The 17,588-nt window shown below is 66.4% G+C and carries 9 protein-coding genes; 5 read left to right on the top strand and 4 right to left on the bottom strand.

What is annotated here, in order from left to right:
• The first annotated feature begins 45 nt into the window (after positions 1–45).
• Together cysC and ACYU98_RS06100 are read left to right on the top strand one after the other, a co-directional pair.
• Positions 46–1,155 (top strand): adenylyl-sulfate kinase, encoded by a 1,110-nt coding sequence (gene cysC / locus ACYU98_RS06105; RefSeq protein ID WP_460467296.1) that lies wholly within the window; start codon positions 46–48, stop codon positions 1,153–1,155.
• Positions 1,152–2,054, top strand: a complete 903-nt coding sequence (locus ACYU98_RS06100) for a sulfite exporter TauE/SafE family protein (RefSeq protein WP_460467295.1) — start codon at positions 1,152–1,154, stop codon at positions 2,052–2,054. The genes cysC and ACYU98_RS06100 overlap by 4 nt, the downstream gene beginning before the upstream one ends.
• Here ACYU98_RS06100 and ACYU98_RS06095 read toward each other — a convergent pair.
• Positions 2,051–2,629, bottom strand: a complete 579-nt coding sequence (locus ACYU98_RS06095; RefSeq protein WP_460467294.1) for an arsenate reductase/protein-tyrosine-phosphatase family protein — start codon at positions 2,627–2,629, stop codon at positions 2,051–2,053. The genes ACYU98_RS06100 and ACYU98_RS06095 overlap by 4 nt on opposite strands.
• A gap of 38 nt (positions 2,630–2,667) precedes the next feature.
• Between ACYU98_RS06095 and galE the strand changes: the two genes are divergently transcribed.
• Both galE and ACYU98_RS06085 read left to right on the top strand, forming a co-directional pair.
• A complete protein-coding gene (gene galE / locus ACYU98_RS06090) occupies positions 2,668–3,687 on the top strand; it encodes a UDP-glucose 4-epimerase GalE (protein ID WP_460467293.1) in 1,020 nt (339 codons plus the stop codon).
• Between the two features lie 169 nt (positions 3,688–3,856).
• The gene (locus tag ACYU98_RS06085; protein ID WP_460467292.1) at positions 3,857–4,780 is read left to right on the top strand and encodes a hypothetical protein; all 924 of its coding nucleotides are present in this window, start codon (positions 3,857–3,859) and stop codon (positions 4,778–4,780) included.
• 100 nt (positions 4,781–4,880) lie between these two features.
• Here the strand turns inward: ACYU98_RS06085 and ACYU98_RS06080 are convergent, their stop codons facing one another.
• Together ACYU98_RS06080 and rpoB are read right to left on the bottom strand one after the other, a co-directional pair.
• Positions 4,881–8,789, bottom strand: a complete 3,909-nt coding sequence (locus tag ACYU98_RS06080) for a DNA-directed RNA polymerase subunit beta' (RefSeq protein ID WP_460467291.1) — start codon at positions 8,787–8,789, stop codon at positions 4,881–4,883.
• A 93-nt stretch (positions 8,790–8,882) separates the two neighbouring features.
• A complete protein-coding gene (gene rpoB, locus ACYU98_RS06075) occupies positions 8,883–12,368 on the bottom strand; it encodes a DNA-directed RNA polymerase subunit beta (protein ID WP_460467290.1) in 3,486 nt (1,161 codons plus the stop codon).
• A 531-nt stretch (positions 12,369–12,899) separates the two neighbouring features.
• Here rpoB and ACYU98_RS06070 point away from each other — a divergent pair.
• Positions 12,900–13,997, top strand: a complete 1,098-nt coding sequence (locus ACYU98_RS06070; RefSeq protein ID WP_460467289.1) for a peptidoglycan-binding domain-containing protein — start codon at positions 12,900–12,902, stop codon at positions 13,995–13,997.
• 93 nt (positions 13,998–14,090) lie between these two features.
• On the opposite strand, the gene ACYU98_RS06065 is transcribed toward ACYU98_RS06070, so the two are convergent.
• Positions 14,091–17,576, bottom strand: coding sequence for an ATP-binding cassette domain-containing protein (locus ACYU98_RS06065; protein WP_460467288.1), 3,486 nt, complete (start codon positions 17,574–17,576; stop codon positions 14,091–14,093).
• Positions 17,577–17,588 lie beyond the last annotated feature (12 nt).

Below are 17,588 nucleotides of genomic sequence, written 5' to 3'. Positions count from 1 at the left end.
GATGCCGAGTGCGTCCACATCGCAGAACCCCAAGGAGACTTCCCCGTGACGAACACTGCTCGCGAGGTGCAGGTGTCGGCTTCCGAGTTGGACGAGTTGGCCCTGCTGCGACTGGGCTTGGTCGCCTCGCCCTCGTTGCCGCCACTCTCCCCGGGGGATGTGGTGGTCGACCTCGAGGGCGCGCCCTACGCAACCGTCGTCGACGGCGGGTTCGAGTGGCATCCGGATGAGTCCCTGCCGTTCGCGGAGCTCTATCGGGCGTCGACGCCTCCGTTGGTTGAGCCGGGCGAGGCGCCTCCGTTGGGTGAGCCGGGCGAGGCGCCTCCGTTGGGTGAGCCGGGCGAGGCGCTAGCCGAGCCCGTGTCGAAACCTCCCGCCCAAGCACTCTGGGTCGACGTCCCCTCCGACCGCATCGCCGAGGGCGCATCCCCCAACACGGTGTTGCTGGTCCCGCTCTCCCCCAGCCACCAGCCCGGCCACGCCGCAATCAAGCGACTGCAGGCGGCGCTGCGCAGCGGGCTGGAGGTCATCGCCGTGCCGGTCGACCTCGAGGCCCACCCCGAGCGCCGAGCGGAGATCGAGCGGGCCTACGGCCTGAGCGCGTCACTCCTCAGCGCCCACGAATCCCCTTCCCCTGCAGGAACTTTCATTCTGCTGACCGGTCTGTCCGGATCCGGGAAGTCGACCATCGCGCGCGGACTGCGGGAGGCGCTCGTACGAGACGGCGAGACCGTCACCTTGCTCGACGGCGACCAAGTCCGCCGCGAACTGTCCGCCGGGCTCAGCTTTTCGCCCGCCGACCGCGACCGCAATATCCGCCGGATCGGCTGGGTCGGCGCCCAACTCGTCGCCCACGGCGGGGTGGTGGTCGCCTGCCCGATCGCGCCGTACGACGCCACCCGCCAAGAAGTCCGAGCGATGGTCGAGCAGTCCGGTGGACGGATGATCCTGGTGCACATCGCGACCTCGCTGCAGGAATGCGAGCGCCGCGATCGCAAGGGGCTCTACGCCCGCGCCCGCGCCGGCGAGATCCCCGACTTCACCGGCATCAGCGCGCCGTACGAGGCGCCCACCGACGCCGACCTGCGCATCGACACCGCGCAGGTGCCGGTGGCCGAGGCCGTACGAGCTGTCCGAGACCTGATCGCCCGGTGAACCTCTCCCACCAGTTCCCCAGCCTGCTCGCCGTCGCGTTCGGCGTGGGCATCGTCGTCGGCCTGACCGGGATGGGCGGCGGCGCCCTGATGACGCCGGCGCTGATCTTCCTCGGTGTCCCGCCGACGACTGCGGTCGCGAACGACCTGGTCGCCTCCGCGGTGAACAAGTCGGTCGGCGCGAGCGTGCACTGGAAGTCCGGCGCCCCAGACCTGCGGCTGGTGAAACTGCTGGTCATCGGATCCGTCCCGACCGCACTGATCGGCGGGCAGATCGTCCACCTGCTCGGCGACAGCGAAACCCAACAAGCCAACCTCAAACTGATCATCGGCGGCGCCTTGCTGCTGACCGCCGCCACCTATGCGCTGCGCGTCTACCTCGACGCGAGCGGGCGGGTTGGTCGGCGGGCCGGGTCGACCGTGACCATCCGCGCCCTCCCGACCGTTCTCATCGGCGCCGTCGGCGGACTGCTCGTCGGGATCACCAGCGTCGGCAGCGGATCGCTGATCATGGTTGCCCTGGTGATGCTCTATCCCGGGCTCTCCGCGCGGCGACTGGTCGGCACCGACCTTGTCCAGGCGGTCCCGCTGGTTCTGGCCGCCGCGATTTCCCACGTCGCCTCGCAGGGCGTCAACTGGGGCGTGTTGATTCCGCTGATCCTCGGCGGCACTCCCGGCACATTCCTCGGCGCGCGACTCTCCCGGGTGATCGCGCCGTCAGTGATCAAGGGCGGCATTGTGATCGTGCTCAGCCTCACCGGTCTGACCATGTTGAAGGTGCCACCGACCACGGTCGGCATCATCGGCGGCGCCGCGCTGATCCTCGCGCCCGTCGCGTGGGCGTTGCTGCGGCAGCGCGCCGTTCTCCGGACCAAGACCCAGGACGACTACGCGATCTAGCTCTCCAACAACAACGCGCGCACGATCGACGGCAGCACGGCCTCGATCTGCCTCGCCATCTGCTCGAAAACCTGCGGCGCGCGGCGGAACGGGTCGACGATGTCGGCCTCGTCCTCCCCGCGCGGGTGGATGCTTGTTCGCCGCTGACCGGTGAAGTCGACCAGCCGGCCGAGATAGGAGTCGTCGGCCGGTCCGAAGAAGCTGCCCTTGGACTCCGGCACCTGCGTGACTCCAGCAACCAGGTCGCTGAAATCGGCCACGGCGAAGGTGTACTTCAGCCCCTTCGGGTTCATTTGCGCTACCTCGGCCCGGTGGCCGCGAGTGGCGGTGAGGATCAAGTCCGCACCGGCGATCATCTCCGGGGTGAGCTGGCGAGATCGGAAACCACCGTCGTCAATTCCCTTGCGCTGCAAGAGATCCAGGCTTCCGGGCTCGATCGGGTGGCCGACCAGCGCGCGGGTTCCAGCGCTGCGTACGACGTAGTCCTTGCCGTCGAGCGCGACCGCAAGGGAGCGCTCGAGATACGGGGATCGGCAGATGTTGCCGGTGCAGACGGTGAGGATCTGAGATGCCACAAGGAAAGCGTAGTGGTCCCACCTCTAGAGTGACCGCCATGCATGTTCTGGTTGCCGGTGGAGCCGGCTACATCGGGTCGCACACGGTCGTCGCGCTGCGCGAAGCGGGCCACGACGTGACGATCGTCGACAACCTCGACAACGCCAAGGTGACCGCGGTTGCCCGGGTCGAGGAGCTGACCGGCGGCCACATCCCGCTGCATGTGTTCGACCTCTGCGACCCCGACAAGACCGACGCGTTGTTTGCGGAGGAACGGTTCGACGCGGTGATCCACTTCGCCGGACTCAAGGCCGTCGGCGAGAGCGTCGATAAGCCGCTGGACTACTACCGCAACAACCTCGACAGCACCTTCAGCCTGGTCCGCGCGATGGCGCGCCACGGGGTCAACAATCTGGTGTTCTCCTCCTCGGCGACGGTTTATGGCGACAACGCGCCGGTGCCCTATCACGAGGACTACGAGCCGCTCGCCTCCTCTTCGCCGTACGGCTGGACCAAGGTCATCAACGAACGCATCCTCACCGACGTGGCCGCCGCGACCCCCGACCTGCGGATCGCGATGCTGCGCTACTTCAACCCGGTCGGCGCCCACCCGAGCGGCCGCATCGGCGAGGACCCGCAGGGCATTCCGAACAACCTGATGCCGTTCATCGCTCAGGTCGCGGTGGGCCGGCGCGAAAAGCTCACGGTGCACGGCGGCGACTACCCCACTGCTGACGGCTCCTGCGAGCGCGACTACATCCACGTCGTCGATCTTGCGGCCGGCCACCTCGCCGCCCTCGAGCACCTCTCGTCGATGGCCACCCCGGTCCGCGCGTTCAACCTCGGCTCCGGCGTCGGCACCTCCGTTCTCGACCTCTTCCACGCCTTCGAGCGCGCGGTCGGCCACGAGCTGCCCTACGAAATCGGCCCCCGCCGCGCCGGCGACCTCCCGGCCTACTGGGCCGACCCGACCCGTGCCAACACCGAACTCGGTTGGCGCACAGAGAAGTCCATCGACGACATGTGCGCGGACACCTGGCGCTGGCAGTCAGGCAACCCAGAGGGTTACCCGGCCTGATCTGCGCCCGCGCCCGCCCGCTCCCCTCGCCCGCCCCCTCCCGCCGAGATAACTACTTACCCGTGAGGCACCTACCTGCAGGGAGTTGGCTCACCGGCAAGTAGTTGTCTCGCCGAGTTGTCCACAGGGCCTCCGACACCACCAGCCAAACCCTGGCAGCCTCTCGGTCGTGAACCCCGAACTGATCCTGTTCACCGACCGGCGCCTGCGCGAGGTCGGCGGCCTCACGACGAAGGGCTACACCAAGATCCGCAGGGGCGCCTACTACCCCACCCCGCAATGGGTTCAGTGCCAGCGCGACCAAAAGCATGCTCTGCTCATCCATGCCAGCGGCCCTGCGTGGCAAGACCAGCTCGTCGTGTCGCACCGTTCCGCCGCCGCGCTCTGGGGAATTCCGATCGTCGGCCCGATGCCGAAGGGGGTTGAGGTGACCGCCCCCGCACCCACCCGAACCACCCAGGGCGCCCTGGTGGTTCACCGCGCGGGCGAGATGCCAGAGTCAGTGGAGCTCAACGGGTTTCGAGTCACCAGCCCGTTGCGTACGGTCCTCGACCTCGCTCGTACGCTCCCCATCCCGTACGCGCTCGCGGCCGCCGATCACGCGGTGCGGAACCGGACATTCACCGCTACGGAAATGTTCCGGGTTGCCCAGGACCTGCGACCGGGGGCACGCGGTCGCACCATGGCACGCACGATCGCCTGCCTTGCCGACCCGCGCGCAGAGTCTCCGCTCGAATCCCTCAGCCGAGGCGTGATGTTCATGAACTTGCTGCCCAAGCCAGACCTGCAGGTCATCACACTGGGCCCGAACGACGAGTTCCTCGGTCGATCCGACTTCGGTTGGCCCGGAGTGCTCGGCGAATGCGATGGCGCGATGAAGTACGGCGCCGACCTTGCTGAGGACGGCGACCCCTCCAAGGCGGTCTGGCAGGAGAAGCAGCGCGAGGATCGCTTGCGCGAAGTCAGCATGGTCGCCCGATGGGGTTGGAACGCGGCATACCAACAACACGGCAGCGAGATGCTGCGCATCCTCCACGCGAAGGGCATCCGCCCCTCACCCTCCCGCCGAGATAACTGGTTGCCGCTGATGTAACTCCCTGCAGGGAGTTACATCAGCGGCAACCAGTTATCTCGGCGAAAAGAGGAAGGCGCCCCCTCCCGCGAACGGGAGGGGGCGCCCTTTATGGAGTGACTCAGTTGTCGGTGAACCCGAGAGCCTCGTCGTCCAGTCGGATCGCCTCGCCACTGCCCGGGCCGAAGACCGGGTAGTCGTAGGGCTGGTAGTCCGGCAGGGCGTAGAGAGCCTGCTTCGCTTCCTCGGTCGGCTCGACCGAAAGGTTACGGTAGCGGTTCAAACCGGTGCCGGCCGGGATCAGCTTTCCGAGGATCACGTTTTCCTTCAGGCCGAGCAGCGGGTCGCTGCGACCGTGCATCGCTGCCTCGGTGAGCACTCGCGTGGTCTCCTGGAAGGAGGCCGCCGACAGCCACGACTCGGTGGCCAGCGACGCCTTGGTGATACCCATGAGCTCGGGACGACCGGACGCCGGACGGCCGCCTTCGGCGACAGCCTTGCGCGACGCGTCCTCGAACCGGCCACGTTCGGCCAGCTCACCCGGGAGCAGGTTGGTGTCGCCCTCTTCGATGATCGTCACGCGACGCAGCATCTGCCGCACGATGACCTCGATGTGCTTGTCGTGAATCGACACACCCTGCTGGCGGTAAACGCCCTGGACCTCGTCCACCAGGTGCTTCTGCACCTCGCGGGCACCCAGGATGCGCAGCACCTGCTTGGGGTCGATCGCACCCTGCACCAGCAGCGCACCGACCTCGACGTGCTGACCGTCCTCGATCAACAGGCGCGCACGCTTGCTGACCGGGTAGGTCTGCTCCTCGGAGCCGTCGTCCGGGGTGAGGACGAGGGTCCGAGCCTTGTCGTCGTCGTTGATCGCGATGCGGCCAGTGGCCTCCGCGATCGGCGCGACACCCTTGGGCGTACGGGCCTCGAAGAGCTCCACGACGCGCGGCAGACCCTGGGTGATGTCGTCGGCCGCAGCCGCACCACCGGTGTGGAACGTACGCATCGTCAGCTGGGTGCCGGGCTCACCGATGGACTGGGCGGCGATGATGCCGACCGCCTCACCGATGTCGACCAGCTTGCCGGTGGCCAGCGAACGGCCGTAGCACATCGCGCAGGTGCCGACGCGGGACTCACAGGTGAGCACCGAGCGGACCTTGACGTTCTCGATACCGGCCGAAAGCAGCTTGTCGAGGTTGACGTCACCGAGGTCGGAACCGGCTGCGGCGAGGATCTCGCCGTCCTTCTCGACATCGACCGCAAGGTTGCGGGCGTAAACCGAAGACTCGACGTTCTCGTCCTCGATCAGCGAACCGTCGACGCCACGCTGAGCGACCGGCAACACCAGACCACGGTCGGTGCCACAGTCGGCCTCGCGGATGATGACGTCCTGCGACACGTCGACCAGACGACGGGTCAGGTAACCCGAGTCGGCCGTACGCAGCGCGGTGTCGGCAAGACCCTTGCGCGTTCCGTGGGTGGAGATGAAGAACTCCAGCACCGACAAGCCCTCGCGGAAGTTGGACTTGATCGGGCGCGGGATGATCTCGCCCTTCGGGTTGGCCATGAGGCCACGAGCACCGGCGATCTGACGGATCTGGAACCAGTTACCACCGGCGCCCGAGGACACCATGCGGTAGATCGGGTTCTTGGCGTCGAAGTTCTTCTGCATTTCTGCAGCAACCTCGTTGGTGCCTTGGGTCCAGATCTCGATGAGCTCCTGACGGCGCTCGTCGTCGGTGATCAGACCACGCTCGAACTGACCTTGGACCTTGGCGGCCTTGGTCTCGTAGCCGGCCAGGATCTCCAGCTTGCGCGGCGGGGTCTGCACATCGTCGATGGAGACGGTGCAGCCCGAGCGGGTCGCGTGGTAGAAACCGGCGGCCTTCAGCGCGTCGAGGGAAGCAGCAACCTGCACCTTCGGGTAGCGCTCAGCGAGGTCGTTGACGATCGCGCCGAGGACCTTCTTGTCGACCGGCACGTTCAGGAACGGGTAGTCCTCCGGCAGGGTCTCGTTGAAGACGACGCGACCCAGCGTGGTCGGCACGACGTAGCCCGACGCGCGGCCCATGTCGTCGACAGCGATTCCCTCGGGGAGCTCGAAGCCCTCCGGCGGAACCTGGTCGCGCAGGCGGATGTTGACCAGCGAGCCCAGCTTGATCTCGCCACGGTCGAAGGCCATGCGGGCCTCGGAAGCGGTCGAGAAGGTCCGGAGTTCGCCGTTCTCGGCACCCTCGGCGCTGACCTCTCCGTCCTCAGAGGTGAGGAAGAAGATGCCGGTGATCATGTCCTGCGACGGCATCGTCACGGGGCGACCGTCGGCCGGCTTCAACACGTTGTTGCTCGAGAGCATCAAGATGCGGGCCTCAGCCTGCGCCTCGGTCGACAACGGCACGTGTACGGCCATCTGGTCACCGTCGAAGTCGGCGTTGAAGGCGGTGCAGACCAACGGGTGGATCTGAACAGCCTTGCCCTCGACCAACTGCGGTTCGAATGCCTGGATACCCAAACGGTGCAGGGTGGGGGCGCGGTTCAGCAGCACGGGGTGTTCGGTGATGACCTCTTCGAGGACGTCCCACACCTCGGCGCGCTGACGCTCCACCATGCGCTTGGCCGACTTGATGTTCTGCGCGTGGTCGAGGTCGACCAGACGCTTCATCACGAAGGGCTTGAACAGCTCCAGCGCCATCTGCTTGGGCAGACCACACTGGTGCAGCTTCAGGGTCGGGCCGACCACGATGACCGAACGGCCGGAGTAGTCGACGCGCTTGCCGAGCAGGTTCTGACGGAAGCGACCCTGCTTGCCCTTGAGCATGTCGGACAGCGACTTCAGCGGACGGTTGCCCGGTCCGGTCACCGGACGACCACGGCGGCCGTTGTCGAAGAGGCTGTCAACAGCCTCCTGCAGCATCCGCTTCTCGTTGTTGACGATGATCTCCGGCGCACCGAGGTCAAGCAGACGCTTGAGTCGGTTGTTGCGGTTGATCACGCGACGGTAGAGGTCGTTCAGGTCGGAGGTCGCGAAGCGGCCACCATCCAGCTGCACCATCGGACGCAGATCCGGCGGAATGACCGGGACGCAGTCCAGGACCATGCCAGCGGGGCTGTTGGTCGTCTGGATGAACGCCGTGACGACGCGCAGACGCTTCAGCGCACGGGTCTTGCGCTGGCCCTTGCCGTTGGTGATGATGTCGCGCAGCGCGATGGACTCAGCTTCGAGGTCGAAGCTCTCCAGTCGCTTCTGCAGCGCCGCAGCACCCATGCCGCCCTCGAAGTAGAGGCCGAAACGGTCACGCATTTCGCGGTAGAGGGTCTCGTCGCCCTCGAGGTCCTGGACCTTGAGGTTCTTGAACCGGTCCCAGACCTGCGTCAGACGCTCGAGCTGCAGGTCCGAACGCTTACGGATCTGCGTCATCTCACGCTCAGCGGAGTCGCGAACCTTACGACGTACGTCGGCCTTCGCGCCTTCCTTCTCCAGCTCGGCCAGGTCGGCCTCGAGCTTGGCAGCGCGGGTGTTGACGTCACCGTCGCGACGGTTCTCGATCTCCTTCTTCTCAACCTCGATCTGCGCTTCCAAGGACGGAAGGTCCTTGTGGCGCTGGTCGACGTCGACAGAGGTGATCATGTAGGCCGCGAAGTAGATGACCTTCTCGAGGTCCTTCGGGGCAAGGTCGAGCAGGTAGCCCAAGCGCGACGGAACGCCCTTGAAGTACCAGATGTGGGTGACCGGAGCGGCCAGCTCGATGTGGCCCATGCGCTCACGGCGCACGGCCGAGCGGGTCACCTCGACGCCACAGCGCTCACAGATAATGCCCTTGAAGCGAACGCGCTTGTACTTGCCGCAGTAGCACTCCCAGTCGCGGGTCGGACCGAAGATCTTCTCGCAGAAGAGTCCGTCCTTCTCGGGCTTGAGGGTGCGGTAGTTGATGGTCTCGGGCTTCTTAACCTCGCCGTGGCTCCACTGGCGGATGTCATCCGCAGTTGCCAGGCCGATGCGAAGCTCGTCGAAGAAGTTGACGTCGAGCACTTGGTGCTTCCTTCTTTCGGTTCTAACTCAGAAAGGTTCGTGTGATCGCTGCGGTCCTGCGGGGCCTCGGGTGAGGCCCCGCAGGGTCGTGGATCAGACTTCGTCGACCGAGCTCGGCTCGCGACGGGACAGGTCGATACCGAGTTCCTCGGCGGCGCGGAAGACTTCTTGGTCCGCGTCACGCAGGTCGATCGTCTGGCCGTCGCTAGACAGGACCTCGACGTTCAGACACAAGGACTGCATCTCCTTGATGAGCACCTTGAAGGACTCCGGGATGCCCGGCTCCGGGATGTTCTCACCCTTGACGATGGCCTCGTAGACCTTCACGCGGCCGATCACGTCGTCGGACTTGATGGTGAGCAGCTCCTGCAACGCATAGGCAGCGCCGTACGCCTCCAGGGCCCACACCTCCATCTCACCGAATCGCTGACCACCGAACTGCGCCTTACCACCCAGCGGCTGCTGGGTGATCATCGAGTACGGACCGGTCGAACGAGCGTGGATCTTGTCGTCAACCAGGTGGTGCAGCTTCAAGATGTACATGTAACCGACCGAGATCGGCTCCGGGAACGGCTCACCCGAACGACCGTCGAACAGTCGCGCCTTGCCGCTCTGGCTGACCAACTTGTCACCGTCGCGGGTGGCGTTGGTCGAACCGAGCAGACCGGTGATGACACCCTCGGACGCACCGTCGAACACCGGCGTCGCGACCCGCGAACCCGCAGGCGCTTCATAGGCGTCCTTCGGGATCTGGGCGGCCCACTCCGGGTTGCCGTCGATCTTCCAACCGCGGCTAGCGGCCCAACCGAGGTGCAATTCCAGGATCTGGCCCAGGTTCATGCGTCGCGGAACACCGTGCGGGTTCAGGATGACGTCAACCGGGGTTCCGTCCTCGAGGAACGGCATGTCCTCGACGGGCAGGATCCGGGAGATAACACCCTTGTTGCCGTGGCGACCGGCGAGCTTGTCACCGTCGGTGATCTTGCGCTTGTTGGCGACGTAGACACGCACCAGCTGGTTCACGCCCGGCGGCAACTCGTCGCCTTCGTCGCGGTCGAAGACCTTGACACCGATGACGGTGCCGGTCTCGCCGTGGGGAACCTTCATCGACGTGTCGCGGACCTCGCGGGCCTTCTCACCGAAGATGGCGCGCAGCAGGCGCTCCTCCGGGGTCAGCTCGGTCTCACCCTTGGGCGTGACCTTGCCGACGAGCAGGTCGCCGTCACGAACCTCGGCACCGATGCGGATGATGCCGCGCTCGTCGAGGTCGGCCAGCAGCTCTTCGGAGACGTTCGGGATGTCCCGGGTGATCTCCTCCGGGCCGAGCTTGGTGTCGCGAGCGTCGATCTCGTGTTCCTCGATGTGAATCGAGGAGAGAACGTCGTCCTGCACCAGGCGCTGGCTCAGGATGATGGCGTCCTCGAAGTTGTAGCCCTCCCACGGCATGAATGCCACGAGCAGGTTCTTCCCGAGGGCCATCTCGCCACCGTCGGTCGACGGACCATCGGCGAGCACGCCACCGACCTCGACACGGTCGCCCTGGTTGACGACAGCCCGCTGGTTGTAGCAGGTGCCGGCGTTCGAGCGATCGAACTTGGCCAGGCGGTAGGTGTTGTAGGTGCCGTCGTCGGCAGCCATGGTGATCAGGTCGGCCGAAACCTCCTGCACCACACCCGCCTTCTCAGCGCGTACGACATCGCCGGAGTCCAGCGCAGCGCGGAACTCCATGCCGGTTCCGACCAGCGGAGCCTCGGCCTTGACGAGCGGAACGGCCTGACGCTGCATAGCGGCACCCATCAGGGCGCGCGACGCGTCGTCGTGTTCGAGGAACGGAATCAACGCGGTGGACGCCGACACCATCTGGCGCGGGGAGACGTCCATGTAGTCGACGTCGTCACGCGGAACGTCCTGCGCTTCGCCGCCCTTGGCGCGCACCAGTACGCGGTCTTCGACGAAGTGACCATCGGCGTCGATCGGCGCGTTGGCCTGAGCGATCACGAATTCGTCTTCTTCGTCGGCCGAGAGGTAGTGCACCTCGTCGGTGACCTGACCCGAGGTGACCTTGCGGTAGGGGGTCTCGACGAAACCGAACGGGTTGATCCGACCGAACGACGCCAACGAACCGATCAGACCGATGTTCGGGCCTTCCGGCGTCTCAATCGGGCACATGCGGCCGTAGTGGGACGGGTGAACGTCGCGGACCTCCATGCCGGCGCGGTCACGGGACAGACCACCCGGGCCCAGCGCGGACAGACGACGCTTGTGCGTCAAGCCCGCGAGCGGGTTGTTCTGGTCCATGAACTGCGACAGCTGGCTGGTGCCGAAGAACTCCTTGATGGAGGCAACGACGGGCCGGATGTTGATCAGCGTCTGCGGCGTGATCGCCTCGACGTCCTGAGTCGTCATGCGCTCGCGGACGACGCGCTCCATCCGGGACAGACCCGTACGGACCTGGTTCTGGATGAGCTCACCGACGTTGCGCAGGCGGCGGTTGCCGAAGTGGTCGATGTCGTCGACCTCAACGCGGATGTCGACGTCATGACCGTCGCGACGGCCCGGCAGGGTCGTCTGACCGTCATGCAGCGCAACGATGTATTTGATGGTCGCGACGACGTCGTCGACCGACAGGGTCGAGTCGCTCAGCGGACCTTCGAGGCCCAGCTTCTTGTTGACCTTGTAACGACCGACCTTCGCCATGTCGTAACGCTTGCCATTGAAGTAGAGCGAGTTCAGCAGGTTCTCTGCCGCTTCTTTCGTCGGCGGTTCGCCCGGACGAAGCTTGCGGTAGATGTCGACCAGCGCCTCGTCCTGCGTGGCGATGTTGTCCTTCTCCAGCGTCTGACGCATGGAGTCGAACTGACCGAACTCCTCGAGGATCGCAGCCTCGGACAGGCCGAGCGCCTTCAGCAGCACCGTGACGGACTGCTTGCGCTTGCGGTCGACGCGCACGCCGACCATGTCGCGCTTGTCGATCTCGAACTCGAGCCACGCACCGCGGCTCGGGATGATCTTCGCCGAGTAGATGTCCTTGTCGGACGTCTTGTCGATCGAACGCTCGAAGTAGACACCCGGCGAACGAACCAGCTGGGAGACGACGACGCGCTCGGTGCCGTTGATGATGAAGGTGCCGCGGTCGGTCATGAGCGGGAAGTCGCCCATGAAGACCGTCTGGCTCTTGATCTCGCCGGTGTTGTTGTTCATGAACTCGGCCGTGACGAACAGCGGCGCCGAGTAGGTCATGTCACGCTCTTTGCACTCCTCAATGGAGTACTTGACCTCTTCGAACCGGTGGTCCCGGAACGAGAGGCTCATCGACTGAGCGAAGTCTTCGATCGGCGAGATCTCCTCGAAGATCTCCTCCAGACCGGAGCGCTCGTTCAGGTCGTCCCGACCCTGCGCTTTCGCCTCAGCGACGCGAGTCTGCCAGCGCTCGTTGCCGAGCAGCCAGTCAAAACTCTCCGTCTGAGGAGCGAGCAAGTCGGGCATTTCCAAGGGTTCGCGAATAGTCGCGAACGACAGACGGCCAGAAGCCGTCTTTGCCGAGGACAATGATTGTGTCGCAGTACGCGAGGCAGCCAAGGAGGGTCCTTCCACAGGCCGGTGGGCGGTCGGTTGGCTGTCCAGCTTTCGCCATCGATCGCTCGGCTTCGCGAGGCGTAGTTCCAGCCGCAGAGCGGGCAGAACGCAGCATCATCGTCACCGGACGGAGGAATGGGTTGGCCGAAAGAGGGCAGCGCAACTACCAACTGTAGATGCGGAAGGGTCGATTGTCCAATCCGGGGCATAAGCTCCCCCACCCCGGAGGATTCGACGCGCCAAACATTGCACCCCCCGACCGGGGACGGTCAAGCCCCCTGCGGGCGTGTCGTTCGCCAGACCTGCTTTTCCGACTGCAGTTCGCCCCTCGGCCATGCTCACTTCCCCGGAATTTCGGGCCCTCAGCGCGCGCCTGGAGGCGAACCGCAGTCCGGAGTGCAAAGTTGGCCGAGGAACATGCATTGCCAATGCACCCCAGGGTCGCTAGGTTTCCTGCGGGCAAGTCGCCCAGCGAATTTTCAGGTTGTCGCAGGGGTTGAGGGGTCGGCCCGCCGGTCCATCAAGGGGAACTTCATGTATGCATCCAGACGGGCCATGCTGGCGGCCACCGGAGGAGCCCTGCTCTTCGGAGCGTCCTCACTGTCTTCAGCCGAGGCCAGCACCGTCTCCATCGGCCCAGGATCGAACCCGCTCGACATCCGGGCGCTCAAGCTCCTGCTGCGCGGCGCCGGGGTCAGCAGCGTTGTGGTGAACGGCACGTTCGACAGCACGTTCACGGCGCAACTGATCGCCTATCAGAAGAGCCATGGGCTGGCAGCAACCGGCCGCGGCGACGACGCCACCACTGCTTATCTCGGCAGCCGGGTAGCGGTGCGGGTCGGCACCACCTCCAACCACGCCAGCGCGGCGCGGGTGTTGCTGTTCAAGCATGGCTACACCCACAGCAGTGGCGCGGCCGGCACCTATTACGGCACCTCCACCGTCAACACCCAGCTGATGCGCGACCTGACGTCGTTCCGGATCATGCGCGGCGCGGGCTACAGCACCTACCCGATCGAGGCAGCCAGCTGGACGGCCCTGTTCCGGCCGGCGGTGCGGGTTCCCGGCTACCCGATGCTGCAGCAGGGCACCGGGTCGGCCCAGTGGAACAACTGCGGGCCGACCGCGGCGATGACGATCCTGCTCAGCCGCGGCATCCAGCCGGCAGCTTGGACGGGCAACGCCTACCTCTACAACGGCGTCGCTCAACATGGCGGAGCTGTTCGGAATTTCCGCTACATCCGGATGGGAATGACCACCGCCCAGGACGGCCAGGGCACCGAGTTCTCGCAGTTCCAGAAGGCCTTCGCGACCTACGGCATCACCGCCTGGCACGGCGGGATCAACGACACCATCGCGGCGGCCCGCCAAGGGGTGCCGTCGATCTGTGGAGGCGACGCCGGTCGGTTGCCGTATACCCAGAACGTCAAAACCGGTTCCCGGCTCTCGCACTGGCTGACCGTGTTGGGAAGGACGCCGGCCGGATACTTCATCATCGCCGATCCGCTGTGTCTCAACACGGCCTCCAGCGACCGATTGCACACGATCAGCGAAACCCAGCTGCGGACCTATGCGAGCTCCAACACCGGCGGGTCGAACCCGCCGAGCTTCAACTCGGTGATGTTCCGCTGAGGCGCCTGCGGTGAGCCGTGTTGAGCCGCCTGCCGCGGCCCCTCCGTTGCGTCACAGGGCGCGTGGGCCCCGCGACGCAACGGCTCGACCGGATCAGCCGGCCAGGTGGCCCCACTCCTCGCTGAGCGAGGCCCACGGGCCAACCGCGACGATCTTGCCGTCGCCCAGCACCACCACGCGGTCGGCCTGCGCCAGCGCCGCCCGCTTGCTGGTGGCACCGACGACGGTTGCCTCTCGCTCGCGCAGCGCCCGCCACAACTCGATCTCCGTTGTCGCGTCGAGCGCACTGGAGACGTCGTCGGCCAACAGCAACTCGGCATCCGCGGCGAGCGCCCGGGCCAAGGCCAGACGCTGCACCTGGCCGCCAGACAGCCGTACGCCGCGGTGTCCGATCAGCGCGTGGGGACCGCCGGCGGTCTCGACGTCGGGCGTGAGCCGCGCGTCGGAGACCGGCTGATCGAAGTCACGGGAGTGACCCAGCTGGACGTTGTCGGCGAAGGTGCCCGAGAGCACCCGCGGGACCTGAGCGACGTAGGCTACCTGGCCCGGCCGCAGGAAGACCTCCGCGTCGTCGATCTCCGCACCGTTCCAGGTGATCGACCCGGTGTGGTCAAGCAGCCCGGCCAGCGCGCCGAGCAGGCTCGACTTGCCTGACCCGACCTGTCCCAGCAGCAACACCAGTTCGCCGCGTTCGATGGTCAGGTCGACGTCTTCGACACCGATCGTTCCGTCGTCGTGGACCGCGCTCAGGTCGCGCAGCCGAATGGCCTGCAACCGGGTGCGCGGAACCTCGGCCGCCTCGGGCGCGATGCCCTTGACGAGGTCGATGCCCTCGGGCAGATCCATCAGGTCGCGACCGCCAGCCATCGCACTGGTCGCCTTCTGCCACGACCGCGTTCCCGGAGCCTCAGTGACGACAGCTCCGGCAACTCGACCGAACCAGTCGAAACCGTTCACCGCGTTGACAACCAGCAGCGTGGTGGCCAATCCCCAACTGCCCCAGAGCAATCCAGCCCATGCGGCAACCGCACCGAGCTGGACCATCACGATCGGGACGCCGTCGAGGACGGCCTGAACGCGGTGCTCCTTGACAGCGGCATCGACGCGACCGCCGTCGACCTCACGCAGGTGGCGGTGAACCTCCGGGGTTCGGCCGGCCAGCTTGATGGTGCGGACCGACTCCAACGCGGAGACCAAGGCACGACCGAATCCGGCGCGCGCCGCCGAAGCGACGGTGGCCGACCGACCCGCGATGGGTCGTCCGATGGCCGAGGCCAGCGCAGAAGAAACCATCACCGCACCGAGCACAGCGCCGGCCAGCCAGGTGCCACCGGCGATCGAGGTGACAACCGCGATGACCACACCGTTGGTGAAGTCGACCCAGCGGTCGGCGTAGCGCGCGTAGCGGTCGGCATCCATCGCACGGGCAACGACCTCACCAGGCGGAGTCGGCTCCAACCGGCGCTGACCGGTTTGCCCGACGAGCACAGACATGCGCACCCGCAGCAATATCTCGACCCACCAGCGGGGGTAGAGCGAAATCGCCTGGGCGAGCAGCCACGGCCCAACCATGACGCTGAACACGACGCCCAGCGGCCACCACCAGGTGACCGACCCGGCGCGCAGGTCTTCGACCGTGTGGCCCCAGAGGAAACCGGTGAATGCACCCACCGGACCGGCCAGCGAGAAGCCGAGGAAGAGCCCCACCGACAACATTCCCCACTTGGGACGCACCAACAGCGCGCGCCAGGTTCCCTTCGCTAACGACGGACCAGTTCCCGTTGCGGGACGCACCGGGGGTGTTCCCCGGCGCCGGGCCGCGCCAACAGCGACGATCTCGTCGGAGAGGTCGTCCTGGGAGTCGTGGTCGACATCGGCCGCGACCAACAGGTCGCGGAAGCGGCCGGGGGCCGCGGCCAGGTCGGCACGCGGGCCGAACTGCACCAGTTCACCGCGGTCGAGAACAGCCACCAAGTCGGCGCGAGCAATAGTCGAGAGTCGGTGGGCGACCAGGATTCCGGTGCGCCCGATGAGCAGTCGGTGGGAAGCCGCCACCACTCGGGACTCAGTCAGCGGGTCCATTCGTGCGGTCGCCTCATCCAGCACGACCACTCGTACGTCGCGGACCAGCAAGCGCGCGAACGCCAGCAGTTGCTCCTCCCCCGCCGACAGGGAGGTTCCGCCGGGGCCGAGGACGGTGTCGAGGCCCTCGGGCAGGCCGGCGACCCACTCGGCGATGCCGAGCTCGTCGACGACCGACTCAACCTCGGCGCGCGAACGCTCTGCGAACAGGGTGATGTTGTCGTGGAGAGTTCCCGCGACGATCTCGGTGCGCTGGGTGACGACGCCGACGGCGTCGCGCAGCGCGTGCAGGTCGAGACTCAAGACGTCGACCCCACCCAGGCGTACGGCTCCCGGCTCGGGGTCGACCGCGCGCGACACCAACGACGCAAGGGTCGATTTGCCCGATCCGGTGCGGCCAACCAATGCGATGGTCTGTCCGCTCGGGACATGGAGAGTCACATCGCGCAGCGCGAAGGTGCCCTCGCCGTAGGCGAAGTGGAGCTGGTCGAAGTCCAGGTCGAGCCCGCCGGCGGGCAGCTCGTTGCCACCCATCGGCTCCGGGGCGACCGAGAGCATCTGGCGCAACCGGATGATCGCGCCGAGGCCGGCCTGAAGGTCCGGCAGCTGGTGGGCAACGTTGCCGATCAGCCCGACAAACATGCTGGTGACCAGGAACAAAGTGACCAACTGGGCCAGCGACATCGCACCATCGGAGACCAGCGCGACACCGGCGATAACGACCGCAGCGAGTAGCGAGTGCAGCACCATCGCCGATCGCAGAGTGACCGCCCGCTCCAGCGCGATGACGTCGCGGAACCGGGCGTGGACGATCGCCGACAACTCGGTGACCCGACGAATGGCGAACGACTGCCCCAGGCTCGTACGAAGGTCGTCACGCCCCGCGATGCCCTCCTCCAGCGCTGCGGCGTGGTCGGTCCAGGCGGCCTCTTCGACGACCTTCTTCGTCGCGATCGAGGGCAACAGCGGACGCATCACCAACACCACCGCGACCGCGACGATCGGGAAAGCGAACCAGCCCGGCCACCAGGTCAAGCTGGCGATCACCCAGAGCGGAATGGTCGAGGCCATAGCCCGCATAACCATCCACAACTGTTGCCGCACAAGGGTTCCCACCTCGTGGGTGTCGTCATCGACCCGGTCGAGAACCTCACCGACGGCCTGTTCGCTGAGCGCGGTCAGCGGCTGGTGGAGAGCCGCGTCAAGCAGGTCTTCGCGCAGCTTGCCCTCGGCGCGGTCGATCACCCCAGCCCAGAGGAACCGGCCGATCGTGTCGAGCAAGGCGCCACCGACGACACACGCCAGCAGCAGCCAGATCAAGGCGGCGGTGGTGTTCTCGGCCAAGCGGCCGGCCACGACAGTTCCGAGGGATTGCCCGAGCGCGGCAATGCACAACGCGACCAGCGCAACAGCCGCGACCGGGGTTCGGACGCGGCGCCAGTTGACCTGACGTTCGGGCGAACCGACGGACGGGGAGGGGGTTTTGGTATCACTCATGGCATTCACAGA

Source organism: Calidifontibacter terrae (assembly GCF_054778835.1).
The sequence above is the reverse complement of the archived record's forward strand: the minus strand, read 5'-3'. Positions and strand labels throughout refer to the sequence as shown.

Bases quoted from the DNA above. Each gene is read 5' to 3' on its own strand.
- ACYU98_RS06070 (WP_460467289.1), top strand. From the start codon at position 12,900: ATGTATGCATCCAGACGGGCCATGCTGGCGGCCACCGGAGGAGCCCTG.
- ACYU98_RS06065 (WP_460467288.1), bottom strand. From the start codon at position 17,576: ATGAGTGATACCAAAACCCCCTCCCCGTCCGTCGGTTCGCCCGAACGT.
- galE (WP_460467293.1), top strand. From the start codon at position 2,668: ATGCATGTTCTGGTTGCCGGTGGAGCCGGCTACATCGGGTCGCACACG.